The 26186-nt window shown below is 54.6% G+C and carries 19 protein-coding genes; 12 read left to right on the top strand and 7 right to left on the bottom strand.

Going from position 1 to position 26186, the window contains the following annotated elements:
• The first annotated feature begins 274 nt into the window (after positions 1–274).
• The 7 genes from JNUCC32_RS26690 (at position 275) to JNUCC32_RS26720 (ending at position 10568) form a co-directional block, all read left to right on the top strand.
• Positions 275–1678 carry a cytochrome ubiquinol oxidase subunit I gene (locus tag JNUCC32_RS26690; protein ID WP_009590394.1) on the top strand — a complete coding sequence of 468 codons (1404 nt, stop codon included), beginning with the start codon at positions 275–277 and terminating at the stop codon, positions 1676–1678.
• On the top strand, positions 1665–2681 hold the full coding sequence (cydB, locus tag JNUCC32_RS26695; protein ID WP_009590373.1) for a cytochrome d ubiquinol oxidase subunit II: 1017 nt from the start codon (positions 1665–1667) through the stop codon (positions 2679–2681). The genes JNUCC32_RS26690 and cydB overlap by 14 nt, the downstream gene beginning before the upstream one ends.
• Entirely contained in the window at positions 2681–4561 is a 1881-nt protein-coding gene (cydD, locus tag JNUCC32_RS26700; protein ID WP_192570337.1) for a thiol reductant ABC exporter subunit CydD, read from the top strand. Before cydB ends, cydD begins: the two co-directional genes overlap by 1 nt.
• Entirely contained in the window at positions 4558–6354 is a 1797-nt protein-coding gene (cydC, locus tag JNUCC32_RS26705) for a thiol reductant ABC exporter subunit CydC (RefSeq protein WP_192570338.1), read from the top strand. Before cydD ends, cydC begins: the two co-directional genes overlap by 4 nt.
• A gap of 182 nt (positions 6355–6536) precedes the next feature.
• Entirely contained in the window at positions 6537–7562 is a 1026-nt protein-coding gene (locus JNUCC32_RS26710) for a DUF2332 domain-containing protein (protein WP_192570339.1), read from the top strand.
• A 308-nt stretch (positions 7563–7870) separates the two neighbouring features.
• A complete protein-coding gene (gene fumC, locus JNUCC32_RS26715; protein ID WP_192570340.1) occupies positions 7871–9259 on the top strand; it encodes a class II fumarate hydratase in 1389 nt (462 codons plus the stop codon).
• Between the two features lie 268 nt (positions 9260–9527).
• The gene (locus tag JNUCC32_RS26720) at positions 9528–10568 is read left to right on the top strand and encodes a hypothetical protein (RefSeq protein WP_192570341.1); all 1041 of its coding nucleotides are present in this window, start codon (positions 9528–9530) and stop codon (positions 10566–10568) included.
• A gap of 111 nt (positions 10569–10679) precedes the next feature.
• On the opposite strand, the gene JNUCC32_RS26725 is transcribed toward JNUCC32_RS26720, so the two are convergent.
• The 6 genes from JNUCC32_RS26725 to JNUCC32_RS26750 all read right to left on the bottom strand — a co-directional run bounded on the left by JNUCC32_RS26725 (position 10680) and on the right by JNUCC32_RS26750 (position 18550).
• The gene (locus JNUCC32_RS26725; protein WP_192570342.1) at positions 10680–11237 is read right to left on the bottom strand and encodes a hypothetical protein; all 558 of its coding nucleotides are present in this window, start codon (positions 11235–11237) and stop codon (positions 10680–10682) included.
• A gap of 347 nt (positions 11238–11584) precedes the next feature.
• Complete coding sequence (locus JNUCC32_RS26730) at positions 11585–13174, bottom strand: PTS sugar transporter (RefSeq protein ID WP_192570343.1); 1590 nt, start codon at positions 13172–13174, stop codon at positions 11585–11587.
• A gap of 151 nt (positions 13175–13325) precedes the next feature.
• Positions 13326–14678 (bottom strand): hemolysin family protein, encoded by a 1353-nt coding sequence (locus JNUCC32_RS26735; RefSeq protein WP_192570344.1) that lies wholly within the window; start codon positions 14676–14678, stop codon positions 13326–13328.
• 686 nt (positions 14679–15364) lie between these two features.
• A complete protein-coding gene (locus JNUCC32_RS26740) occupies positions 15365–17224 on the bottom strand; it encodes an LTA synthase family protein (protein WP_192570345.1) in 1860 nt (619 codons plus the stop codon).
• A 268-nt stretch (positions 17225–17492) separates the two neighbouring features.
• Positions 17493–18182 (bottom strand): CidB/LrgB family autolysis modulator, encoded by a 690-nt coding sequence (locus JNUCC32_RS26745; RefSeq protein WP_009590333.1) that lies wholly within the window; start codon positions 18180–18182, stop codon positions 17493–17495.
• Entirely contained in the window at positions 18179–18550 is a 372-nt protein-coding gene (locus JNUCC32_RS26750; protein ID WP_192570346.1) for a CidA/LrgA family protein, read from the bottom strand. Before JNUCC32_RS26750 ends, JNUCC32_RS26745 begins: the two co-directional genes overlap by 4 nt.
• A 126-nt stretch (positions 18551–18676) precedes the next feature.
• Between JNUCC32_RS26750 and cidR the strand changes: the two genes are divergently transcribed.
• From cidR to pdaA, 4 genes are all read left to right on the top strand, one after another.
• Complete coding sequence (gene cidR / locus JNUCC32_RS26755; RefSeq protein ID WP_192570347.1) at positions 18677–19567, top strand: cidABC operon transcriptional activator CidR; 891 nt, start codon at positions 18677–18679, stop codon at positions 19565–19567.
• 108 nt (positions 19568–19675) lie between these two features.
• A complete protein-coding gene (locus JNUCC32_RS26760; RefSeq protein WP_430623447.1) occupies positions 19676–21298 on the top strand; it encodes a catalase in 1623 nt (540 codons plus the stop codon).
• A gap of 196 nt (positions 21299–21494) precedes the next feature.
• Positions 21495–22538, top strand: a complete 1044-nt coding sequence (locus JNUCC32_RS26765; protein ID WP_192570348.1) for an oxidoreductase — start codon at positions 21495–21497, stop codon at positions 22536–22538.
• Positions 22539–22684: 146 nt separating this feature from the next.
• A complete protein-coding gene (gene pdaA, locus JNUCC32_RS26770; protein ID WP_192570349.1) occupies positions 22685–23479 on the top strand; it encodes a delta-lactam-biosynthetic de-N-acetylase in 795 nt (264 codons plus the stop codon).
• 17 nt (positions 23480–23496) lie between these two features.
• Here the strand turns inward: pdaA and JNUCC32_RS26775 are convergent, their stop codons facing one another.
• Positions 23497–23637 carry a hypothetical protein gene (locus JNUCC32_RS26775; RefSeq protein ID WP_192570350.1) on the bottom strand — a complete coding sequence of 47 codons (141 nt, stop codon included), beginning with the start codon at positions 23635–23637 and terminating at the stop codon, positions 23497–23499.
• Between JNUCC32_RS26775 and JNUCC32_RS26780 the strand changes: the two genes are divergently transcribed.
• The gene (locus tag JNUCC32_RS26780) at positions 23636–25924 is read left to right on the top strand and encodes an ATP-dependent DNA helicase (RefSeq protein ID WP_192570351.1); all 2289 of its coding nucleotides are present in this window, start codon (positions 23636–23638) and stop codon (positions 25922–25924) included. The two genes, JNUCC32_RS26775 and JNUCC32_RS26780, sit on opposite strands and share 2 nt — an antisense overlap.
• Positions 25925–26186 lie beyond the last annotated feature (262 nt).

The raw sequence follows: 26186 nt of genomic DNA on the forward strand, positions 1-26186 counted from the left end.
TTAAAGCAGGTTGGCCTACATGGCTAACCTGCTTTTTTGGTGCGTAAATACTGGGCTTAGCCTGTGAGTGGATGCCGCAAGCCACGCTCCCATGGATAATCCTCACATAATCCATTGCCTACTTAGTGATTTTCGTCACAAATTGATAACTTTTTCACCTATTTCGGCCATTATATTGTGATGTTTATCACAATCCTTTAGGACGCGGTCTGCGACAATACAAAAAGAATCAAATTTGAAGTGATCACGTGAGCTAAAGGAAGGGGTATCTTTTATGGATCCGGTTATGCTGGCGCGAATCCAATTCGCATCGACAACCATTTTTCACTTTATTTTCGTACCGTTATCCATCGGATTGGCGTTTCTGATCGCCATCATGGAGACGATGTATGTTGTCAAGGGCCAGGAAGTCTACAAGAAAATGGCCAAGTTCTGGGGAAAGCTGTTCCTGATCAACTTTGCGGTCGGGGTTGTGACAGGGATTCTGCAGGAATTCCAGTTCGGGATGAACTGGTCGGATTACTCGCGCTTTGTCGGGGACGTGTTCGGCGCACCGCTTGCGATCGAAGCCCTGCTGGCGTTTTTCCTTGAGTCGACGTTTATCGGGCTGTGGATATTCGGGTGGGACCGGTTATCCAAGAAGGTCCATCTGCTCAGCATCTGGCTGGTGTCCTTCGGCACCCTGATGTCGGCCTTCTGGATCCTGGCAGCGAACTCGTTCATGCAGCGTCCGGTCGGTTTTGAGATCAACAATGGACGGGCGGAGATGAATGATTTCTTCGCGCTGATCACGAACGGTCAGCTGCTGGTGGAATTCCCGCACACGATCTTCGGTGCGCTGGCAACCGGGGCTTTCCTGGTAGCGGGGGTAAGCGCGTATAAGCTGCTGAAGAAGCAGGATTTGGATTTCTTCAAAAAATCATTCCACATCGCCATCGTGGTGGGTCTCATCACCTCCATTCTGGTTGCGGTATTCGGCCACCAGCAAGCGCAGTATCTGGTGGATACGCAGCCGATGAAGATGGCCGCCGCCGAGAGCTTGTGGGAAACGAGCGACGATCCCGCGCCTTGGACGGTCATCGCCGCCATCGATCCGGATAAGCAGGAGAATACGATGGAGTTCAAAATCCCGTATTTGCTCAGCTTTTTGTCCTACAGCAAATTTTCCGGCGAAGTCATCGGAATGAAGGAGTTGCAAGCCCAATACGAGCAGGAATACGGTCCTGGAGACTATATTCCGCCGGTCCGCACCACCTTCTGGAGCTTCCGGATTATGGTGGCTGCCGGCAGCGTCATGATTCTGCTGGGATTGTACGGCGCGTGGCTGATGCTGCGCAAAAAAGTCGAGAAGGCCGGCAAATGGTTCCTCAGACTGATGCTGTTCGGCATTTCCCTGCCGTTCATCGCCAACACATCGGGATGGATCATGACGGAGATCGGACGCCAGCCTTGGACGGTATTCGGGCTGATCACCACGGAGAACAGCGTTTCGCCGAACGTAAGCGCAGGCTCGATCCTGTTCTCGCTCATCATGTTTACCGCCATTTATGCGGTGCTGGCAGCCGTGATGGCCTATCTGTTCATCAAAGTCATTAAGAAAGGACCGTATGCGGCGGAGGAAGACGATCACCACGCAAGCGATCCGTTTAATAAGGAGGACTACAATGCTGTCTCTTAACGAACTGTGGTTTGTGCTCGTCGCCGTATTGTTTATCGGGTTCTTCTTCCTGGAGGGCTTCGATTTCGGAGTCGGGATGTCCACGCAGCTGCTGGCCAAAAACGATACCCAGCGCCGGGTGCTGATCAACTCGATCGGCCCGTTCTGGGACGCCAACGAGGTTTGGCTGCTGACGGCGGGCGGCGCGATGTTCGCGGCCTTCCCGAACTGGTATGCCACGCTGTTCAGCGGGTTCTACATTCCGCTTGTCTTTCTTCTGCTGGCCTTGATCGGGCGCGGCGTGGCATTTGAATTCCGCGGCAAGGTGGGCGATGTCCGCTGGAAAAGGGTGTGGGACGGAGCGATCTTCACCGGAAGCGTGCTTCCGCCATTCCTGCTCGGCGTTGTTTTTGCCTGCCTGATCCAGGGGCTCCCGATTAACGAAGAGATGCAGCTGCATGCCGGATTCTTCGACGTCGTGAATCTCTATACCGTGGTCGGCGGGTTGACGATGGTGATGCTCTGCCTGCTGCATGGCTTGATGTTCACGACGCTGCGCACGCTGGGGGATCTCCAAGAGCGGGCGCGCCGCATGGCCCGGCGGCTTCTGATTCCTGTCGCGGCCCTGTTCGTGGCATTCGGGGTGATGACGTATTTCATGACCGATATCTTCGAGAAGCGCGGCGTGGCGTTAACCGTCCTGCTGGTGCTGGCCCTGCTTGCATTCCTGCTGGGCGGATATTTCATGAACGTCAAGCGGGACGGCTGGGCTTTCGGGATGACCGGCGCGGTCATCGCACTCTTGGTAACGTCCGTGTTCGTGGGCTTGTTCCCGCGCGTGATGGTCAGCTCCATCAACGCTGCATTTGACCTGACCATTTATAATGCGGCCTCCGGACCGTATTCCCTCAAGATTATGACGATTGTGGCCGTATCGCTGCTGCCTTTTGTTTTGGGCTATCAAATTTGGAGTTACTTCGTTTTCCACAAACGGGTACATGAGAAGGAGCATCTGGAGTACTGATGGGAAAAGATCTGCTGGGATACAAAGGCGCCAAGACGGTATTCTTCCTTGTCGCCGTATGTACCCTGGCACAGAGCATGGCCATCCTTCTGCAAGCCAAATGGCTGGCGGAAGCCGTATCCGCCCTGTTTGCGGGATCAACGCTGCAGGAGCAGGGGGAGACCATTGCCTTGTTCCTGCTTGCATTTCTGGCGCGCCACGGGATCTCGGTCGTGCAGCAAGGAATCGCGCAGCGCTTTGCCGAGGAGACGGGCACGAGCCTGAGAAAGCAGCTGCTGGAGGAGCTGTTTCGGAACGGGCCGTCCTTTGTCCGGTCGGAAGGAACAGGCAATGTGGTTACGCTTGTGCTGGAGGGCATCGGCAAGTTCCGCAAATATGCGGAGCTGACCATACCTCGCATGATGGGGGCGGGCATTACCCCGGCGCTGGTATGGCTGTACGTTTTCATGACGGACCGGATCTCGGGCATCATTCTGCTGGTGACCATGCCGATCCTGATCGTGTTTCTCATCCTCGTGGGACTTGCCGCGAGAAAGCAGACCGAGCGGCAGCTGGATTCCTACCGGATGCTGTCCAATCATTTCGTGGATTCGCTGAGAGGGCTGACCACCCTGAAGTTTCTGGGACAGAGTCGCAAGCACGGCGCGAGCATACAGCAGGTCAGCGAGGGGTATCGTACAGCTACCATGCGGACGCTGCGCGTGGCGTTTCTGTCCTCTTTTGCGCTGGATTTCTTTACGATGCTGTCCGTGGCGTCGGTTGCGGTAAACCTGGGCCTGCGCCTCATTAACGGCAGCCTGGAGCTGCTGCCCGCGCTGCTCATCCTGATCCTGGCACCGGAGTATTTCCTGCCGGTGCGCATGGTCGGAGCCGACTTCCACGCCACGCTGGACGGCAAGCAGGCAGGGGAAGCGATGCAATCCATCATCCGGGAAGCCCGAAAGGGGCACACGAGCGGAAGTTCGGGTTCTGTTGCCGCGGAGGTTTCGGCTAACGGCGCGGGTCCATTCGAGCCAACGGGAGCGCTTGAAACCCCGGCGACAGGAACGATGGAACGAACCTCAACGGGCCTAACATTTAAAATTCAAAATAATTTCTCGGGTCCCAGCCGCAGGCCGCAGTCATCATTCCGTTGGGAAAAGGACAGCGTACTGGAGCTCTCCGGTATCGGCCTCAGACACGAAGAACAAGGGCCCGCTTCATTGGAGGAGGTCACCTTCCGAATACCGGGACGACGCAAGATCGGCATCGTCGGGGAGAGCGGAGCCGGCAAATCCACGCTGATCGAGCTGTTAGGCGGCTTCATGGCGCCAACATCCGGAGCGATGGCGCTGAACGGCATGATGCTGGAAGAATCGAACCGACGCGAGTGGCGGTCGGAGGTCACCTATATGCCGCAGCAGCCGTATTTGTTCGGGGCAACCTTGGAGGAGAACGTGCGCTTTTATGCGCCGGAGGCGTCCAGAGCTCAAGTGGAAGCGGCGGTAAAGGCGGCCGGTCTGTCGGAGCTGGTAAAAAGCTTGCCGGGCGGCCTTGCGGAGATGATCGGCGGCGGCGGACGCGCTTTAAGCGGCGGCCAGGCACAACGCGTGGCTTTGGCCAGGGCGCTGCTTGGCGGCCGGCAGGTTCTGCTGCTGGATGAGCCGACGGCGCATCTGGATATTGAGACGGAGTATGAGCTGAAGGAGACGATGCTGTCCCTTTTTCAAGACAAGTGGGTATTTCTGGCGACGCACAGGCTTCACTGGATGCAGGATATGGATTATATCATCGTTCTGCACCAGGGGCGCGTTGCGGAAAAGGGAACCCACGAGGAGCTTATGGCACGACAGGGCGTCTATTACGGACTGATGACATCGCAGATGGAGGGAGTACAATGAAGCAGGAATCGTGGTTTCGACCCTATGTAACGGCAAATTTCTGGCGTTTTCTGCTCATTGTCACGCTGGGCGTGCTCACCATTATGTTTGCCGGGATGCTGATGTTCACATCCGGTTATTTGATCTCCAAATCCGCCCTGCGTCCGGAAAACATCCTGATGGTGTACGTGCCGACCGTAGGGGTTCGTACCTTCGGCATCGGACGGGCGGTGATCCATTACGTGGAGCGCCTGGTGGGGCATGATACGATTCTTCGCATCCTGTCCCGCATGAGGCTTCGGCTGTACCGCATTCTGGAACCGCAAGCCCTCCGTTTATCTTCCCGGTATCGCACCGGGGATCTGCTGGGGGTGCTCTCCGATGACATCGAGTATTTGCAGGACGTTTACATCCGAACGGTCTTCCCATCGATTGTTGCGCTTGTGTTATATGCCGGGGTCATTCTGGCCGTCGGTCTGTTTGATCCGGCATTCGCCCTTCTGCTCGCACTGTATATAGCGGTGCTGGTGCTGGTGCTGCCGCTGATCTCGCTGCTGCTCACCAAACGGAAGAATCGGGAAGTGAAACAGGCCCGCAGCCACCTCTACCGGAAGCTGACCGACGCGGTGCTGGGCATTCATGAATGGTACGCCAGCGGCCGGCAGGCGGAATTCCTGACCGGTTACGAGGCGGATGAAGCCGAGGTGGACCGGACCGACCGTTCGCTTAAGCGCTGGTCGCGCTTGCGCGCCTTTATCGGTCAAGGCGTGGTTGCCGTGACGGTGGTCTCGGTGGTGTATTGGTCGGGACGACAGTATGCGGACGGTGCCATCGACGTTACGCTGATCGCGGCTTTTGTGCTGGTTGTGTTCCCGTTAATGGATGCATTTCTGCCGGTATCCGAAGCCGTTGAGCGGATTCCGCAGTACGGCCAATCGGTCGCAAGGCTCCGGGCGATTGAAAGCGCGGATGCCTCCGAAGGGCGGCAGGACCTGCCGCAGATGCTGGATAAGGCAGAGGTGGAATCCGTCATAAGCCGCGGCGTTCATGTGAAGGCGGACGGCGTCAGCTTCCGCTATGATCAGGGGGCAGACGGCCCATCGGGGCTGGAACCATCCGGCGTGGACAGGGAGGCGTCTGCATTAACCGATGTGTCGCTGGATATTGCTCCCGGCGCCAAGGTAGCCGTCATCGGGCGCTCCGGTGCCGGCAAGTCGACCCTGCTGCAGCTGATCCAGGGCGTGCTGGCGCCATCGGGAGGAAGCCTTACCCTAGGCGGCGTGGAGTCAGCGCGTTTCGGCGATGAGATCTCTTCCGTCATTTCGGTATTGAACCAGAGTCCGCACTTGTTCGACACAACGCTTGCGAACAATATTCGGCTTGGCTCCCCGGACGCCACGGAGGCTGAAATCCGGGACGCCGCCGCCATGGCACGGCTTGAACCGTTGGTAGCCTCCCTACCGGAAGGACTTGGCACCCGCATGCAGGAAGCCGGGCAGCGTTTCTCCGGAGGAGAGCGCCAGCGCGTGGCCTTGGCCCGAATCCTGCTGCAGAAGACGCCCGTTGTCATTCTGGATGAGCCCACGGTCGGGCTGGATCCCAGAACCGAGCGGGAACTGCTGTCCACCATGTTCGCCAGCCTGCAGGACCGCACCTTGATTTGGGTGACGCATCATCTGGTCGGCGTGGAGCGCATGGATGAGATCCTCTTCATGGAAGACGGTCGAATCGTTATGCGGGGCACCCACGATGAGCTGATGGAGCGATATCCGCGGTATCGGAACTTGTACCGTTTGGATCGTCCGGCGGTATAGACAGCCGAGGCGATTTACCAGCAGAAGAACCGGCCTTTCAGGAGGCGGGTTCTTCTTTTTGTTGCCTTCTTTTTTCTTATGAGTCCGATAAAAGATCGGAATCCACGCGGCTTCTGGAAAGATGTAACATTAGTCTTAAGCAGGATCAAGGGTTCATTACAACGTTAGGGGTGAGGTATAGGGTGGATTCGAAACGGTTGGTGAACGTATTTCGTCATTTTGCCGAGCGGGAATGTCCGGGTTCCAGCGTGTTTTATGAGTATTTGGCCCGGCATATTGCCGATGATGAAGAGGTGCTGCAGGTCGCTGCGTTGGTTCCGTCCGGCCAGCCCGTGCCCAATATGCTGTTCGGAGCGGTTCAATACTTGCTGCTTCAGGGCGAGGGTCCGGAGCTGAGGGCGTATTACCCCGGCCTTGCGGAGCACCCGAAGGAGATGGCCTCCTGTTATCCCCATTTCCGGGCATTCGTGCTGGAGCATGAAGCAGCCATTATCGGAATCCTGAAGCGCAAACGGGTACAGACGAACGAGGTCCGTCGCTGCGCGTACCTGTATCCGGTGTTCTGCTCCATTTATGACAAGGTCCGGAAGCCGCTTGCCCTGGTGGAGCTTGGAACGAGTGCCGGATTGCAGCTGCTGTGGGATCAATACAGTTATTCCTATGGAGACACGGCGAGTTACGGCCTTACGGAATCGAAGGTGCGCATTACATCGGAGATCAGGGGAGACCGCAAACCGTTCCTGCTGGCCTCCAGTCCGCCGGTTGTTTACCGGATGGGGATCGATCTGCATGTGAATGACGTACGGAACCCGGAGCATTTCTTATGGCTGCGAGCTTTGATTTGGCCGGGCAATCACGATCGGGTGTCCATGCTGGAGCATGCGGCGGAAGCGTTGAAGCAGCAGTCAGACGTACGTTTCCGGGAGGGGGATGGGACGGTGCTGCTGCCTGACATTGTGAAGGAGATTCCGGAAGAGGCCGTGATCTGCGTGTTTCATACGCATGTGGCCAACCAGATTCCGGAGGCGTCCAGGCAAAAATTGCTGCGGCATCTTAGCGAGATTGGAAGCAAGCGCGATATTGTGCACGTCTACAACAATATGCAGGATGAGGATCTGCATGCCGATTATATCCTCGGGGGCGTGCCGAGCAAGTTTACGGCGGCACGCACGGATGGGCATGCGCGCTGGTTCGAGTGGCTGTTATAAGGCAGGGAGATGATTGACTCAGCCTGAATAAGGACGGCGAACGGAACGGTGACCGCCGTTCGTTACAAGTCATATGCCCGTAAACGACCGCGAGCCCGGAAGGCAGCCGGGCTGAGACTTAGAGAACAACAGCCGCAGCCTTCATCGCGTATATTTTTTTATTGGGCAAGTCTGTGTCATAATAGGAGAGATGGAATATAAAGCGCTTTATGCTATGCGATTGAACCCGAGGACCAAGCTCTTCCATGGTGGAAGGGCTCTCGTTCAGGGCATGGCAGCATTCAAGGAGACCAAAGGAGGAAGTTGGGATGGATTATCGTATTGAGAAGGATACCCTGGGTGAGATTAAAGTGCCTGCGGATAAGTTATGGGCAGCGCAGACACAGCGCAGTTCCGAGAATTTCCGGATAGGAACCGAAACGATGCCGAAGGAGATCATTCGGGCGTTCGCGATATTGAAGAAGAGCGCGGCCATCGTCAACGGCAAGCTCGGCAAGCTGGATGCAGATAAGGTGGATGCGATCACAACCGCGGCCGACGAGATCGTGGACGGCAAGTGGGATGAGCATTTTCCGCTGGTGGTTTGGCAGACCGGCAGCGGCACGCAGTCCAACATGAACGTGAACGAAGTCATTGCGAATCGGGCCAATCAGCTGCTCGAGCGAAAAGACAGCACGCTGCGCGTTCATCCCAACGATGACGTCAACAAATCCCAAAGCTCCAACGATACGTTTCCGACGGCGATGCACATGGCTGCAGTCGTGGCCATGGAAGATCAAGTGATGCCTGCGCTCCGCCGCTTGAAGAAAACGTTCGAGAAGAAAAGCGATGAATATAAGGACCTGATCAAAATCGGCCGTACGCACCTTCAGGATGCAACGCCGCTGACGCTCGGACAGGAAATCAGCGGCTGGCACCGGATGCTGGAGAAGTGCGAATTGATGCTGGCTTCGGCCGTAGAACCGCTGCGCGAGCTGGCTATTGGCGGCACCGCCGTGGGTACCGGCATTAACGCGCATCCGAAATTCGGAGAAATGACGGCGGCCGAAATCAGCCTGCAGATCGGAAAAAGCTACGCGTCCGCCAGCAACAAGTTCCATTCGCTGACCAGCCATGACGAGATCGTATTTGCCCATGGGGCGCTGAAGGCACTGGCTGCCGATCTGATGAAGATCGCCAACGATGTTCGCTGGCTGGCAAGCGGTCCCCGTTCCGGCATCGGCGAGCTCACGATCCCTGCCAACGAACCGGGAAGCTCCATCATGCCGGGGAAAGTAAATCCAACCCAGAGCGAAGCGCTGACGATGGTGGTCTGCCAAGTGATGGGCAACGATGCCACGATCGGTTTTGCGGCAAGCCAGGGCAATTTTGAGCTGAACGTCTTCAAGCCGGTCATCATTTATAATTTCCTGCAGTCCGTGCGTCTGCTGTCGGATGCCATGGATTCGTTCGACCAGAATTGCGCCATCGGCATCGAAGCCAATCTTGACGTGATCCGCGCGAACATGGAGCGGTCGCTAATGCTGGTGACGGCGCTGAATCCGCATATCGGATACGAGAATGCCGCCGCCATCGCGAAACGTGCGCATCAAGAAGGGACAACGCTTCGCGAAGCAGCGCTGGCAAGCGGTCTGCTTAGCGGAGAGGATTTTGACCGGATCGTCCGTCCGGAAGAAATGATACATCCGAAGGAATAGGGGATTTCTTTTGAGCTTTATTTCAAGGCAGGTTTCCCGTTGAACCAAGAGCCCATTTCACCACGGTGATGTGGGCTTTTATGGTTGATTAGAAGAAGTTACCCGCCGGGCTGAACGCATTCGATCATCGCAAGAAAAACATCACGGAACGCCGCTCGTCTGATGCGAAAGTGCTTCAATCGTTTATCTTCGGCTTCGCAGCGGTTATAATATGGTGACAGCATCTGACAATACTTCACAAACAAACGTAAGAAGGACGGATGATAACTTGAAGAAACATCAATGGATGGCTATGCTGCTCTCTCTGATATGCACCGGGCTCGGGATGTTTTATATCGGGACGCCGGGCATGATCATAGGCGGAATGCTGCTCATGGCGCTGCAGGGAGCGGCTTTGTTTATTTTTTTCATGACACTGGGATACTTGGGCTTGATTATCGGTCCGCTAGCTATTGGGCTTCATATTATAGGTTTGATCATACCGGTCATCTACTTCAGCTACCGATCGCCCAGGAAACCGATGTTCGACGAGAAGCGGCGGCGTCAGCTCGCCTCCCCTTGGAAAATCGTCGTGCGGACGATCATCGGACTGGCCCTGTTCGCAGGGTCGATTTACGCCGGGTACACCTGGGGATCCGCCCCGTTCATGAAGACGGCTGCAGAGAAACGCGAGGTTCAGGAAGCGGCGGAGTCCTATCTGGAACAGAAGTACAACGAACCCTTTAAGGTCACGGACGTGGATTATACCTGGGCCATAGGCTCGTATAATCTTACGGCCTATCCGGAGCAGGCGCCAGAGCTTGAATTTACGCTGAGCAGCAATGAAGCCAGCCCTCCCGTCATATCCAATGATACCTACCTGAACCGGCTCTGGGGACAGCAGCTGAGGGACCGGCTGAAACCTCTGCTGGATGAGCTTTATCCGGACAAGGCGTTTGGGGAGGCGTTTGTCTTCGCAGGTAGCGACACGGTAGAGCGTGATTATAGCCAACTGGCGAATAACGCCGATGGCGATGTCAGCCAGAACATAAGACTGATCGTATTCGCGGATTTGACGGCGGATAATCTGGCGCAGGAGAAGGAACGGGTGCTGGAGCTGATTCGGCGGCTGCCTTCGGTGACGGTGCCGGGGGAGACGGATCTTACCATCGATTATTACGCTGCGGATTTGAAGACGCCGGAGAGCGTGAAGAAGGTGGAGCAGGATATCGATTATATGAAGGGGAAAACCAGTACCTACAGCTTCAGGGTGTTCGACATTTCGGACATTACGTCCGCGGATGACATCGAGATCAAAGGGCTGGAATGAGGATTTTGCTGGAGTATAAATTGATTCTAGATTCAGAAGCCAGGCGGAGTGGATAACTCCGCCTGGCTTCTTGTTGATGAATCATGATCCAACATGTGAAGGGAGCCTTCGTTAATGCAGGGACAGCTGGATGCTGCGTCCTTTCGGCGTCTTCGTCATGGTCAGCTTTAAGTTCAAGGCCTTGGCCATGTCGCGGACAGGGACGTAGAGGGTGTTCTTTATGAACAGGGGACCGTCGTACTTGCTCTTGTCCAGCTTGCAGTGGTCCGATTCTTCGGCACACAGCCTCGCCGGTTTATAAATGTCGATATCGTTCACGCTCATCTCTTGCGTAGCCCGCCGTACGATCGTATATCCCCAGCTGTCGTTTCCCCATACCGATACTGGGGGACTGCTTGCCGCTTTCAGGTCATATTGATGAAAGTTGTCCAGCTCCTCCTGCATCGTATACGAGATTTCGTATCCCATTGCATCGGCTAAGGATTTGAGCGGAACGTACGCCTTGCCTTTGCGAACATGGACGTCCTTTATATGGGTGCCGCCGACGTTTACGTAATAGCCTTCCGCTTCGTTAGCGGCTGCTTGCTCGCCCTGCCAGATGAGGGAAGCGGCTAACAGGACGCTGGTCAGCGCGAAGAGCGATATCCTTCTGAATTTCTCGATCGTCATAACCTCCTTGCATACCGAATGGGTGTAGGCAGCCCGAATGGGGAGCCTATCTACTATATAGACTCTTTTTCCGATCCATTGGTTAGCCCGTTTTCGTAAGAAAATAAGGACAAGCCTGCGAATGTAAGCTCTTTAGGAACCTTGATTCAGGCTGGCCCGCAGCTGTCAGCAAGGAATCCAGCACCGCTAGGATCCGGTATTGCGCCATTATGGGGAAGCCGATGGGGGAGGCAGAGAGCATGCATGATAAAAGGACGGACCAAGCTGATGCGCTTGATCCGTCCTTTTATTGAGGGGCTTCTTATGTCATGGAGAAGCACCTATGCATAGGTGGAACCGGCTTCGCATTACATGCTCACGGTATTCCGGGCATCCCGGTAACCGGACAGCTTGTTAACGAAGAAGGTGATCAGGAACGAACAGAGCAGGCTGGCTGCCATCGAGATCAGGAAGCCCATCGTGTTATTCGATGTAATGGGCCCGATGAAGGAGGGCACATAGGCCGTCCCCCGGACCCCGAACAAACCGACGAGCATGCCGCCAAGTCCAGCCGAGGCAATCGCTCCGGCAAATACAAGCTTGTTCGAAAACATGAACGGATAGGCGGCCTCAACGAAGGTGCCAAACCCCATGTTGATGGCGAATCCGGGGGCTGCGACGGCGGCTTCTCCCTTATCCCGCGGAGCGATAATATTGGCTAGCGTGATGCCTGCGGATACCATCACCAAGCCGACCATATCGACCGCGCCGAGGAAGCTGTTGCTGGTTGTTTCCATCTCCAGCAGCACAATCGGCAGGATGGCCGCATGATAGACGCCGCCGATGATGGCGGGCCAGATCAGCAGGCCGGCAATCAATCCAGCCATGGCGGGGCTCCAGGAGACAAGGGTCTCGATCAGGAAGCGGATGCCTTGCCCTGCGCTCAGCGCAATCGGCGCAATGAGGAAGTAGACCAGCAAACCGGCAATCAGTCCCGACACGCCGCCGGCAACAATGTTGACCGTCGTAGCGGGGAAACGCCACTCCACGCATTGGCGGAATATGTAATGGACGATAATGCCTGCGCCGATCCCGCCGATGATGCCGCCGATAATGCCTCCTTCAACGGACAGAACGCCTGCCACGATGCCCGCCACGATGGACACCTCGTCCAACTCGGAGACCTGTTTGGCCGCAATGACCGCAACGATGACCGGCAGCGCCTTAATCAGCAGGTCAAACACTTCGGTCAACGAAGATAACCCCGGGATTTTGCTGACCGCCAGGATCAGGGCCATGCCGATGAAACCGGGGAGGGACGCCATCATGATGCCCCGAATATTGATTCTTCCCCATGGAGATGAGCTGCCGGACGCCGCATGGATATTTGCGGACGCATTCCCGATGACCGGCCGGTACGTAAGCCGCCAATGCTTGCTGAGGGAAGTGACAAAGGTGACCGCTCGCGTTCTGTTGGTGGTTCCGGTTGTGCCCGAAGCCGCAATGACATGCGCGCCTTTGGTTTGGATGATGGCCATGGAGGTTCCGCCCGTACCGGTCACCGGCAGGCGGAATTTGGCAGCGGCCTCAATGGCATGCCGGTTGCTGCCCTCCGGGTCGGCGCTCATGACGATGATGCCGTCAATTTCGCCGAGTTCAATCTGCTCGGCAATCTCCCGGTCCAGCCGCTCGGCCGCCTGATTGACCTGCTGAAGGGTGCCTTCAGCGACAATGATGGGCTCTCCTTGGGAAGAGCTCCAGCTGTAAAGAGCCGCGGGCGTCGTATCCTTGGCTGCGTCCATGGAGACCTGGGCGGCGATAAACTGCAGGGCCCCGCAGGACAGGCCGGCGCTATCGAGCTGCATCAATATCTCATCCAGCAGTTTGCGCGGGTCTTTGCCGCCGAGATTGTACAGATTGCCGCCGCTGCTTCCGATGATGGCGATTTGACGATTCATGACTTGCTGCCCCCAATACGTTAGAAATAAGATAATTTCTATATTACAGCAGAGTTATAACTTGTTAAAGTGTTAAAATGCGATCCTGCCAAATCAAAAGCCGCCAGGCATACCCGGTAAGGGCTGCATGGCGGCTTAGTCATCTAGTTGTCTATTCGGTGCTTTCGCTGGCCGCTGCAACGGCAGAGGCTTCCTCCGCCGCTTCTTCAGGCGTTTCTTTGACGATTTGCAGCTTCGTATAGCGGTGGGTCTTCTTCTCGATGACGGTGAACGTCAGGTCATTGTACCTCCACGTATCGCCTTTGGCGAGTTCGGAGTTATGACCGTACAGCCAGCCGCCGATCGTATCCAGGTCATCCGTGCTCAGGTCCGTATGAAGCAGGTCGTTGATCCGGTTAATGGATACCTTGCCGTCTGCGATGATGCGGTTCGGCTCAGGCTGGGTCAGCTCGCGCTCTTCATCCTCGTCGAATTCGTCGCGGATTTCGCCGACGATCTCCTCCAAAATATCCTCGATGGTGATCATGCCGGACGTACCGCCGTATTCGTCGATCAGGATGGCCATATGCGTGCCTTCCTGCTGCATTTTTCGAAGCAGCTTCTTGATCGGGATCGCTTCGGATACCGTCATGGCCGGATGAATCAGCTTGGTCAAGTCGATATTGGAATTGTCATCGAACTCCAGGAAGAACTGTTTGGTGTTCACCATGCCGACGATCTGATCCTTGTCTCCGCGGACAACCGGGAACCGGGTGTACTGCTCGCGCTTGATAATCTGCAGGTTGGCGGCAAGCGGCTTGTCAACATACAGACAGATCATGTCGGTACGAGGTACCATAATCTCTTTGGCAAGCATATCGTCAAAAGCAAAAATTCGGCTTACATAACCGTATTCGGCTTGGTTAATCTTTCCGCTCTCATAGCTGTCGCTGAGAATCATGCGGAGTTCTTCTTCCGAGTGAGCCTCTTCATGTTCACTTGCCGGATGCATGCCGAACAGGCGAACGATTTTATTGGCCGATCCGTTCAAGAGCCAGATGAACGGGTACATAATCCGGTTGAACCATATGATCGGCGTCGCGCAGAGGAACGACACGGCTTCAGCTTTATTGATAGCGATCGTTTTCGGTGCAAGTTCACCGATAACGACGTGAATGTAAGTCATGATAATAAATGCAAGCAGGAATGAAATCAGCGATGCGATTGCCGCAGGAATGGCAAGGCTGTCAAACACCGGGTGCAGAATCTTCTCGATGGTCGGTTCCCCGAGCCAACCGAGACCGAGCGCCGTGATGGTAATCCCGAGCTGACACGCGGACAGATATCCGTCGAGATTCGAAGTTACCTTTTTAACGGCAAGAGCGCCTTTTCGCCCTTCCATCACCAATTGGTCTACCCGGCTGGGACGAAGTCTTATGATAGCAAATTCCGTCATAACGAAAAAAGCGGTAGCTGCGATAAGTACAGCGACTAGGAATAAATTCAAGCCTATATTGTCGTCCAAACAAAACACATCCTTTTTGTTATCTGATCTGAATTAGTTTTTTAATAACCAACGTTTACTATGCATGGCTGTCAACATAATTCGATCGAAACTTCAAAGGTTCTAGCAGCATGTGCTTGAGGAGCAAAAACATATCGGTATCCGTGTTGCATGTAACGTTATGCAAGGAAAGCAGAGACACATGGCGTTTCGACTCCAGCATCAACCGAACGGGCTCCGGACTTTTGGGTACCGGCGTCGGCGCTGGAAGAGTGCCTTCAGACGCTTCCATCCCCTGCGTCGCCGCAGCGGAATCGGTGATGTCCACTAGGGGGACATTACAAACGGAAGCAATCAGCAGTAAGCCAAGTGTGGAACATATAATTCTGTTTATCCTTCGTATGGGGTCCAAGTCGGATCGTCACTCCTACAATTCGTAATCGATTTGCTCTAAAAAATATATGGCTTAATTGTCAGCGTATGAATATGAAGTGATTTGAGTAGTTGTACGTAATTTCACCACGAACGCGGTCTTCAAAACAAGGTATATTGCTATTAATCATAAGAAAAAGTAAGCCACTATGTCAAATAACAGTCGCACTCGGCTATATAAATCCTTATATATCAAGGGTTTTTGATGATCGCCAGGCATACAAAAAAAGACAACTCTCCAAGAATTCCGGAGAGTTGTCCCATGCAGCAAGGGCCTATTTATGGTATGGCAGCTGTCTGATATAACTGTCGGACAGATGAAGCAGCTGGAGCGAGCGTTCGAATTCTTCCTTGGTAGCCTGGGTCTTCTTCACGTCCGAATTCGGAAGCGGATGCTTGGTTCCGTCCTCAAAGCCGATGCCCGGAATGTACAGGGTCGTATTGTTGATGAACGTACCCGAAGGCAGATAATACCGCTCCGGCAGCAAATTATTATCGGTGTGGTTCAGCAGATCCTGGCCGAAATGAAGCTGATTGTCGATCGATACGCCAAGCAGGTTGGACACCGTCGGCAAGAGGTCGATTTGTCCGCCGACCTGCTCCTTCACTTCAGGCTGAATTCCCTCGCCATGGATGATAAGCGGAATGTTGATCATATCTCCGGAGGTATATTCGCGGCCGTAAATTTCGTGCATCAGCTCTTTATCCTTGTGGTCCAGGGAGTAAATCGGCAGTCCAAGATGATCGCCGTAGAGAACAATCAAGCTGTTATCCCATACGCCGTCTTTCTTCAGCTGCTCGATGAATTTGCCGAGCGCGTCATCGGCATAATTCTGGGAACGGATGTAGTCGCCGACAAAGGTGCCTTCATATCGCTCCGGCAGGGTCATCCGATATTTATCCTCAGGAATCGTGAACGGATGGTGAGCCGACATGGAAATGACCTGGGTATAGAAAGGTTTACCGGCATCGTTCATTTTCTTCAGCTCGGCAGCCGTTTTGGTATACAGGGCGTCATCCGAGGCGCCGAAGAACAGCTTATCGTCTTCCCCGAAGAACGCTTTATCGTAATAACGGTTGAAACCGAGCGCCTTGTACAGCTCCCCGCGGTTCCAGAACTCCACGACGTTGGTGTGGAAGGTCGCGGTATCATATCCTTCCCCTTGCAGCAGTCTCGGCAGGCTTGGCAGAACCCTGTCCGCATAATGCTGCGTAGCCGCACCCCGCGGCGGGATGTAGAAGGAAGTATTCACAACAAACTCGGCATCCGAGGTATTGCCTTGACCGACGTTCTGGTAGAAGTTCGGAAAGTAATTGCTCTCGCGGGCCAGCTTGTTGATGTTAGGCGTAATTTCCTTGCCGTCAATCTTGAGGTCGACCAAGAACTTCTGGAAGGACTCCATCTGGATGATGATCAGATTCTTCCCTTTGGCGACACCTGTGAGCAGGGCCTCCTTATCGGACGCGTTCAGGCCTTTCAATGCGTTGACTTTATCCTGGGTTATGGTTTTGGCATCCACGAGCTCTTTATTCTCCTGTTGGAAAATCGTGTAGGCCTCGTAGTTCAGAATCCCCATTTCCTGCGCCTTCACGATTTCGTTCATGCTTGCGCGGTTCGGCATGATCTGGAACAGGCACAGCATTAAAGAGACGACAAAAACAATCGGGATGATCTTGCGTTTTTCTTTTTTGGCATGCCGAATCTTCCAGTTCTTAACGCGGTCGCTGCGCCACAACAGAACGAACATCACGATGATATCCGTGAAGATCAGCAGATAGTAAGGATCCATCAAGGAGAATACGCTGTTGCTTACCGCCGTTACCTGGTTCACCTGCTCTAACGCGTGATAGGTAACGATGACACCGTAATATTTATAATACATAATGGCTGCAAAGAAGATGGCGGTCAGCAGCAGGTTAACGCTCATATAGGCCGTCAGCTTTCGCTTGGAAGCAAACCATTCGATCAAGCTGAACACAAGCCAGATAAAAGGAATTTCCGTAATCAGCGGTTTCCATGGCATGACATCATCAAAAATGACCGTCCAGGCCAGGTAGCTTTTGAGCAGCATAATAACAGAGAAAAATATAAATGGCTTCGTAATCGTTAACCGAAACCGCGAGGTGGAGAACACCTGTATCGCCTTCCTTTCAGGGCCGCCACAGACCTGTTCGCAAAACTTCGGCGGCTATTCGTTTTTTAAGAATACATAGACGTTATTCTTACTGTAGATTTACGTTCCGTATACCATTTATTTAACAAAACTAATGAACAGAATTTATTATGACCTCTTCGGAGGAGGTTGTCAAAGAGTTAAAGTAAGTCCCGAAATTTCCTATAACAACACAAAAAGACGACGAAAAAACCGGCCATCGCCGGTTTTGTCAGAGTTTTAGCAAATATTAATAAAGAAAGGACATGATCAGCGGTGCGGTTCCGAGGGTGAAGAGCGCGGCGACGATCATCGAAATGCTGGATATGGTTCCCGAGAGGGAACTGAATTCGAATGCTTTGGAGGTGCCAGTTCCGTGGGCGCTGGTCCCAAACAGAACCCCTCTCGCGATATCGCCCCGGATCCGGAAGATCCGCATGACGGCGGGTCCGATCATGGACCCGAGAATCCCGGTCATAATGACGAAGACGGCGGTCATGTTCGGCACGCCCCCGATCACCTCGGATACGTTCATGGCGATAGGCGTCGTAATGGAGCGCGGCACCAGGCTGGTAGCCAGAGAACTGTTCAGGTGCATCCATTTTGCGAGAAACGCGGAGGATAACATGGCCAGCACCGATCCCGTCAGCACGCTGAGCATAATCTCGGCCGCGTGTTTCTTCAGGGTTTGGAAGTTCTTGTACAGCGGCACGGCAAAAGCGATCGTGGCCGGTCCGAGCAGCTTGCTGATCCACTGCGCACCTTCATTGTATGATTCATAGGATACGCCCGTTTGTGTCAATATCACAACAATCAGCACCGGCGTGATCAGGAGCGGCGATAAATAAACCTTCGGCAGGCGGCGATACAGCCTTTTGGCCCCCCCGTAAATCCCGATCGTTAACAGCAGGCCGAGGATGACGGTCAGCAGGATGTTCATGGCGTTTTACGCCCCTTTCTGGATGAGATGAAGCCGGCCGTCAGCCCAGAGCTTACCATCACGATGACGGTGCTGAACAAAACGACGGCCAGAATCTGGAGCCCTTCGGCTTCCAGCATCGGGAAATATTTCATGATCCCGACCGCGGCGGGGATAAAGAACAGCAGCAGTTCGGCGAGAAGCCAATTGGCGCCGAGCTCGATCCACTCCAGACGGAGGATCTTGGTTTCGAGAAGGATAAACACAACAACGATTCCGAGAATGCTGCCCGGAATTCCTATATTCAGCCAGGCGGCCAGTTGATCCATCCCTAAGGAAAGAAGCATGAATCCGGCCACTTGAAGCGTTCCTTTCAACATTTTGACCATGACCGGCCTCCTTATTTTCATTGGTATTGAAATTTTACAACGATAATTTTCATAGGTAAAATGCATATATCGAATGATAAGTATTCCATTTATCTATACATAGCCAAAATGAAGGGAGCATCGGGAATGGACATACGGCACCTGGAGTATTTTCTTGAGGTAGCGAGGAACCAGAGCTTCACCAAGGCCGCAGAGAAGCTGTACATTACGCAGCCGACGATCAGCAAAACGATTCGCAACATGGAAGACGAGTGGGGCGTCACCTTGTTCTATCGTCAGGGCAAACGGATTGAGCTGACCGACGCCGGCCACATCATGTACCAGCAGGCCCAGCAGATGGTGGAATCCTTCCAGCGGGTATCGGCCGAGCTGGAAGATCTCATGAACCTGAAGCGCGGCCATCTGCGCATCGGGCTTCCGCCCATGGTGGGCTCAAGCTTTTTTCCCGAAGTCATCGGGCAGTTCCACCGGGAATATCCGAAGATTACGATTCAGCTGATCGAGGACGGCGCCAAGAAGGTGGAGGCGGACGTGGAGAGCGGCCAGACGGACATCGGCGTCGCCGTGCTGCCTGTCAATGAAGACATATTCCATTACTATTCCTTCGTGAAAGAGAAGCTGAATCTGCTTCTGCATCCGTCCCATCGGTTGGCCGGAAGGGAGCATGTACACCTGAGTGAGCTTGCTGACGAGGCGTTTGTATTGTTCCGCGAGGACTTTACGCTCCATGACCGGATTATCCGCGAGTGCGTCAGCGCCGGCTTCGAGCCGCGGGTGGTCTACGAAAGCTCGCAGTGGGATCTCATCAGCGGCATGGTTGCCGCCAATTTGGGGATCGCGCTGCTTCCCGAAACGATATGCAAAGAGATCGATTCTTCGCGCGTGACGATACTGCCGCTGGACAATCCGTCGATCCCGTGGCAGCTCGGGATGATCTGGAGGAAAGACCGCTACCTGTCCTTTGCCGTCAGGGAATGGATCAGCTTTACGCGTTCCCTGCTGGGCGAGCATGAGTAAGTTTGTTATAAATTGAAGGGCATTTCATACATTTTCACGCCTTGGACATAATATCCATAGTAAAGAGAACCCATTTACAAGCTTTATAACCAAGGAGGAGTGACATTCGTGAGTGGCCAAGATCATGATGCTAATCATGGAATAAACCAAGAACGGGCAGGATACGCCGAGAATCGGGGCGAGACGGAGCGGGAGGATACGCTGACCAACCGGCAGGGACATCCTATTTCGGATAATCAGAATGTGCGAACGGTCGGGAATCGGGGGCCGATGACCCTGGAGAACTATCATTTTTTGGAGAAAATCACGCATTTTGACCGCGAACGCATTCCGGAGCGCGTCGTGCATGCCAGAGGTGCGGGAGCTCACGGATATTTCGAAGCCTATGGAAAAGTAGGCGACGAGCCGGTTTCGAAGTATACCCGGGCCAAGCTGTTCCAGGTCGAAGGCAAGCGCACGCCGGTATTTGTCAGGTTCTCAACCGTAATCCACGGTTCCGGCTCGCCTGAAACGCTTCGGGATCCGCGCGGATTCGCCGTGAAATTCTACACCGAGGAAGGCAACTGGGACCTGGTCGGCAACAACCTGAAAATATTCTTTATCCGCGATCCGCTCAAATTCCCGGATATGGTCCATGCGTTCAAGCCGGATCCGGTATCCAACGTTCCGGGTCCCGTAGGCATGTTCGATTTCGTTTCCCGTTCCCCGGAAGCGACGCATATGATCACGTTTGTGTATTCCCCTTGGGGCATCCCGGCCAACTATCGCCAAATGCAGGGCTCCGGTGTGAATACATATAAATGGGTCAATGCAGAAGGCACCGGCGTGCTCGTCAAATATCATTGGGAGCCGCTGAAGCAGGGGATTAAGAATCTTACGCAGGAAGAAGCGAACAAGATTCAGGGCATGAATGACAGCCATGCGACGCAGGATCTGTACGAAGCCATTGAACGCGGGGATTACCCGGAGTGGGAGCTGTGCGTGCAGATTATGAGCGACGACGAGCATCCCGAGCTGGAATTCGATCCGCTGGATCCGACGAAGCTGTGGCCGGAGGATCAATTCCCGTTCCTGAAGGTAGGCAAAATGGTGCTGAACAAAAATCCGGAGAACTACTACAACGAAGTGGAGCAGGCGGCCTTCGGCACGGGCGTGCTGGTTGACGGGCTTGATTTTTCGGACGACAAGCTGCTGCAGGGGCGTACCTTCTCCTACTCGGATACCCAGCGGCACCGCGTAGGCACCAACTACCTGCAGCTGCCGATCAATGCGCCGAAGAAACGGGTCGCTACCAATCAGCGGGGCGGGCAGATGTCCTTTTTCGTGGATAAGGCGCCTGGTCAAAGCCCGCATGTGGATTACGAGCCGTCCATGACGGATGGGCTGGTGGAGGCATCGCAGACGGCGAAGCAGCATCAGCCGCATTACGATGCCAACCTCGTGCGGCAGAAGCTCGATCGCACGCTGGATTTCAAGCAGGCCGGGGATACGTACAGAGCGTTTGAGGATTGGGAGCGAAACGACCTGATCAACAACCTCGTGGGTGCGCTGATCCAATGCGATATCCGGATTCAAGACAAGATGGTGGAATATTTCACGAATGCGGACGAGGACTATGGGCGCCGCGTACGGGAAGGACTCGAGCAGGCAAGGAAGGGCTCGAACGAGACCGTCCGGGAGCAGGCCGTAGAGGATGCAAACCGTATGGGCCACGAGGCAGACCCTTATTAATCCTTTGCCGGCCTTAGAGACGCCGTCCCGCAAACGCGGACAGCACGGAATGGCGAAGCCGCCTGCACAAGAATGACGTGCAGGCGGCTTTCCCTTATATGGTTGTAAAATATTTGCGGAATGTTAAGATGTTGCAAGGAAACCAAGCGATACATATCGAATCAACATAGAACCATGGGAAGAGGAGGCTTGCGTTATGGCAATACAAGCGGGAATCATCGGCTACGGCTTGTCCGGGTCGGTGTTTCATGCACCTATCCTTAGAAGCGTGCCGGATTACAGGGTGCACACGGTTGTATCATCGGATCCGGACAAGGTCCACCAGGATATGCCCGATACGGCCGTTGTCGACAGCGTGGATGAGCTCTTGTCCAATCCGGATATCGATGTTGTCATCATTACGAGTCCGAATGCAACGCATTATGAATATACCCGGTTAGCCATCGAGGCCGGAAAGCATGTGGTCGTCGAGAAGCCGTTTACCGTAACATCCGCCGAAGCGGACGAGCTGATTGATCTGGCCAAGCAGAAGGGCGTGCTGCTGACGGTGTACCACAACCGCCGCTGGGACAATGATTTTCTGACCGTCCGCAATCTGCTGGAGACGGGAGCCTTAGGCAAGCTTTCCATCTATCAGTCGCAGTTCAGCCGCTACCGTCCGGAAGTTCAGTCGGAGCGGTGGAGGGAGCAAGCGATGGCCGGATCCGGGATCTTGTATGACTTAGGTTCGCATTTGATCGATCAGGCGCTGTTCCTGTTCGGCCTGCCGGAGACGCTCTGGGCGGACTTGAGAACGGAGCGCAAAGGGTCCAAAGCCCACGATTATTTTCATTTGGTGCTGGGTTATAAGACGTTTCGCGTCATTCTGCATTCCGGTTCGCTGGTACGGCAGGCAGGGCCGAAATTCGAGCTGCATGGCGATAAGGGAAGCTTCCTGAAATATGGAACGGATCCGCAGGAAGGCCAGCTGAAGCAGGGCATGCATCCCGGGGATGCGGGCTGGGGCGAAGACCAGCCGGACCAATACGGGGAGCTGGCTACCGAGCTGAGCGGGCTGGCGGTGCAAGGGGAGATTGAGACGCTGCCGGGACGCTATCAAGCTTTTTACCAGGGATTGGCCGAAGCAATCCTTAAAGGCGGTTCGCTGCCTGTCCAGCCTGAAGAAGCCCGCAATGTCATTCGGATGATCGAATATGCCCTGCAGAGCCATCAGAAGGGCCGGTTGATCAAGATCACGTAAACATGCGGCCGCATCCGAAAACAGGACTGTCCTGGATTGACACATAGTTTGCTCCGATTTGTGGGATATTAGGTGATGCCACCCTTGGTACGTCTTTCATCAGGGGAGTCGATCCATATCACAACAATGAAGGAGAGAGAACGGATATGAAGAAACGTGGTATCCTTCGGCCGGCCCTTATGCTTCTTGTGAGCCTGGCGGTGACGCTGTCCATCTCCGGAGCTGCTTTGGCAGGCGGAAGCGGTCCGTTTCACTTTGGATTTAAGAAAAGCGTCAACGGCCAGCTGCCCTCGATCAATGAGGAGGGCTTCAAGGAGCTTCTGCAAAAATACGATGCGGTCTTCATGGGCGATGCCGAGCAAAAGGAGCTTTATCTTACGTTTGATAACGGGTATGAGAACGGGTATACCTCCCGTATTCTGGATACGCTTAAAGAGAAGAAGGTGCCTGCCACCTTTTTCGTGACCGGACATTATGTAAAGACACAGGAAGATCTGCTGAAACGGATGACGGCGGAAGGCCATATTATCGGCAACCATTCCTGGAATCACCCGGACGTGACCACGATCTCGGCAGAGAAGCTGACCGAGGAGCTGGAACGGGTGAAGAAGGAGGTAATGCGCATCACCGGCCAGCCGGACATGAAATATTTGCGCACGCCCCGCGGCATCTTCGATGAGCGGTCCCTGGCGACCAGCAAGCAGCTGGGGTACACCAATGTCTTCTGGTCGCTCGCGTATATGGATTGGGACGTGAAGTCCCAGCGCGGCGCGCAGTATGCTTACGATAAAGTGACCGCGCAGCTCCACCCCGGCGCCGTAATCCTGCTGCACTCCATCTCCAAGGACAACACGGAGGCGTTGGGACGGATCATTGACGAAGCAAGGAACTGGGGCTACGAGTTCAAGAGCCTTGATCAGATGCAAAAGAAATCCCCGTAAGCATATGCCGCATATGCTTACAGCGTGCAGACGCCATCCTGCCAGGAGGCCGTCTGCACGCTTTTTTTGTTATCGAATGCCCGCGGATGCTTCGCTTTCCGGAACGAATGTTTGGTATAATACCCTTCATATAGAACATGAACGAAGGAGACCATCATGCCTCATACTATCCAAATATCCGTCAGGCCGCTGGTGGAATATGTCTTTCGCAGCGGCAGCATTACCTCCGGTTTTCGCACGGCGACGTCCCTGACCGAGGGGACCCGTGCACATCAACAGGTACAGCGCGACTATGGCGAGAACGATCAGAAGGAAGTTCAGCTTGAAGCGGAGATTCCTTACGAGGATCTGCTGTTTGTGGTGGAAGGTCGCTGCGACGGCCTGATTCAAGAGGACGAGCGGATCATGATCGACGAGATCAAGTCGACCTCCGGCGATTTGGGCGAGATTACGGAGCACACGTACCCGGTTCATTGGGCTCAGGCCAAAATGTATGCCTATATGTACGCGAGGTTGCATGAGATTCCGACGATGGCCGTGAGACTGACCTACTTCCAGGTCCCGAGCGGAGAGCGGAAGCAGTTCGTGCAGGAATGGAGCTTCGCTCAGCTGGAATCCTTTGTGCTCGAGGTTGTGGCGGCCTATGCGCCTTACGCCAACCTGCTGCGGGAGCATGGCGAGCGGAGGGACCGGAGCATCCGCGAACTGAAGTTTCCGTTTCCCGCCTACCGCGAGGGACAGCGGAAGCTGGCCGGAGCCGTGTATAAAAGCATCGGGGAAGGCCGAAGATTGTTTGCCAAAGCCCCTACGGGCATCGGCAAAACCATATCCACGCTGTTTCCTTCGGTCAAAGCGATCGGCGAGGGCCTGTTATCCCGGATTTTTTACCTGACGGCCAAGACGATTACCCGAACCACCGCGGAGGAAGCCATGGCGCGCATGGAGCGTCAAGGGCTCTGCATGCATACGGTCACGCTGACGGCGAAGGACAAGATCTGTTTCAGCGAAGCGGAAGGCTGCAGCCAGATGGGCTGCGTGTTCTCGGAGGGCTACTATGACCGGATTAATGACGCCATACTGGATTTGCTCTCGAATGAAACGTTGATCACGAGGCCCATCGTTGAAGAGTATGCCCGCAAGCATACGGTGTGCCCGTTTGAATTCTCTCTGGATGCCGCGTACGCCGCCGATGCCGTCATCTGCGATTACAACTACGTGTTCGACCCGCGCGTCTCCTTCAAGCGGATGCCGGAGGACGTGAAGAAGCGCAGCGTGCTGCTCATTGACGAGGCGCACAACCTAGTCGACCGGGCGCGGGGGATGTTCTCGGCCGAACTGAATAAGTCCGCGTTCCTGGAGCTGCAAAGGGCGTACAAAGAGAGCAATCCCGGGCTTTACAACACGGCGAAGCGGGTGAATAACCGCTTTAAGGTGCTGCGCAAGGTCAGCGAGGAGGAAGAGCGGATCGTCGGGTCCCAGCAGCCGGAGATGATGGTCGAGCTGCTGGAGGATTTCTCGCTCCAGGCAGAGGCCGAACTGATGACCGGCAAGAGCGGGGATGAGGCCGATGCGCTTTTGGAATGTTATTTTGCCGTGCAGGGGTATCTGCGCATCTCCAAGCTGTATGACGACCGCTTTGTCACGTATGCGGAGATGAGCGGGAGCGAGGTGTTTCTCAAGCTGTTTTGCCTGGACCCCTCTTATTTGCTCCAGCAGGCGGGTAAAAACTACCGCTCCAGCGTATTTTTCTCGGCAACGCTCATGCCGCTCGGATATTACCGCGACATGCTCGGAGCCGAGGAAGAGGATTACAGCCTCTCGATCCCCTCGCCCTTCTCTTCCGAGCAATTGGATGTTCGGATTTTGCCTTTATCGACGCGCTTCAAGGATCGGGAGCGCAATAGCGAGGCCATCGTTCGGATGCTGAGTGCCCTGGTTCAGGAAAAACCGGTGAATACCTTGATCTTCCTGCCGTCCTATCCCTACATGCAGGATATTCATGAGGCGTTTGCCAGAATGAATCCGGAAGCCCGTACCTTGCTCCAGGGGCATGGAATGAGCGAGGAGGAGCGGGAGGCGTTCCTGAATGCATTCCAGGCGGATGCGGAAGATCCGCTGATCGGCTTTGCCGTGATGGGCGGTATTTTCTCCGAAGGCATCGATTTGAAGGGAGAACGGCTTTCGAGCGTGGTGGTCATCGGCGTAGGATTGCCGCAGCTTTCCTTCGAGAATGATATCATCAAGGATTATTTTGATCGTACCGGCAAGAGGGGATACGATTACGCCTACGTGTACCCCGGCATGAACAAAGTGCTGCAGGCCGGAGGGCGCTTGATCCGATCCGAGCAGGACAGCGGGACGCTGACACTCGTCGATGACCGCTTTCTGAATCGACAGTACGGGATGCTGCTGCCGGAGGAGTGGAGGCATTACAGGCGCATCTAATTTTTACATGGGATGTTGACACCTGGAAATGCGAACCCTATAATACGGATATATTAATTAAGCTGAAGGAGGCTGATGTCAAATGGTTATGATGCATAGTGGATGGGTCGCATTGACGTTGGTCTCTTTGGACGGGAAATTCTAATGGTAACCGGGATGTAAGGCATTGGGTTTAACATGTCTTCATCTCCGTACCTAAGAACCCGCAGGAGACCGTGCTTGGTATCCTGCGGGTTTTTTTGTGTCTATGCAAGGCTCCGGT

The sequence above is a fragment of the Paenibacillus sp. JNUCC32 genome, assembly GCF_014863545.1.
Classification (GTDB): domain Bacteria; phylum Bacillota; class Bacilli; order Paenibacillales; family Paenibacillaceae; genus Paenibacillus_AQ; species Paenibacillus_AQ lautus_A.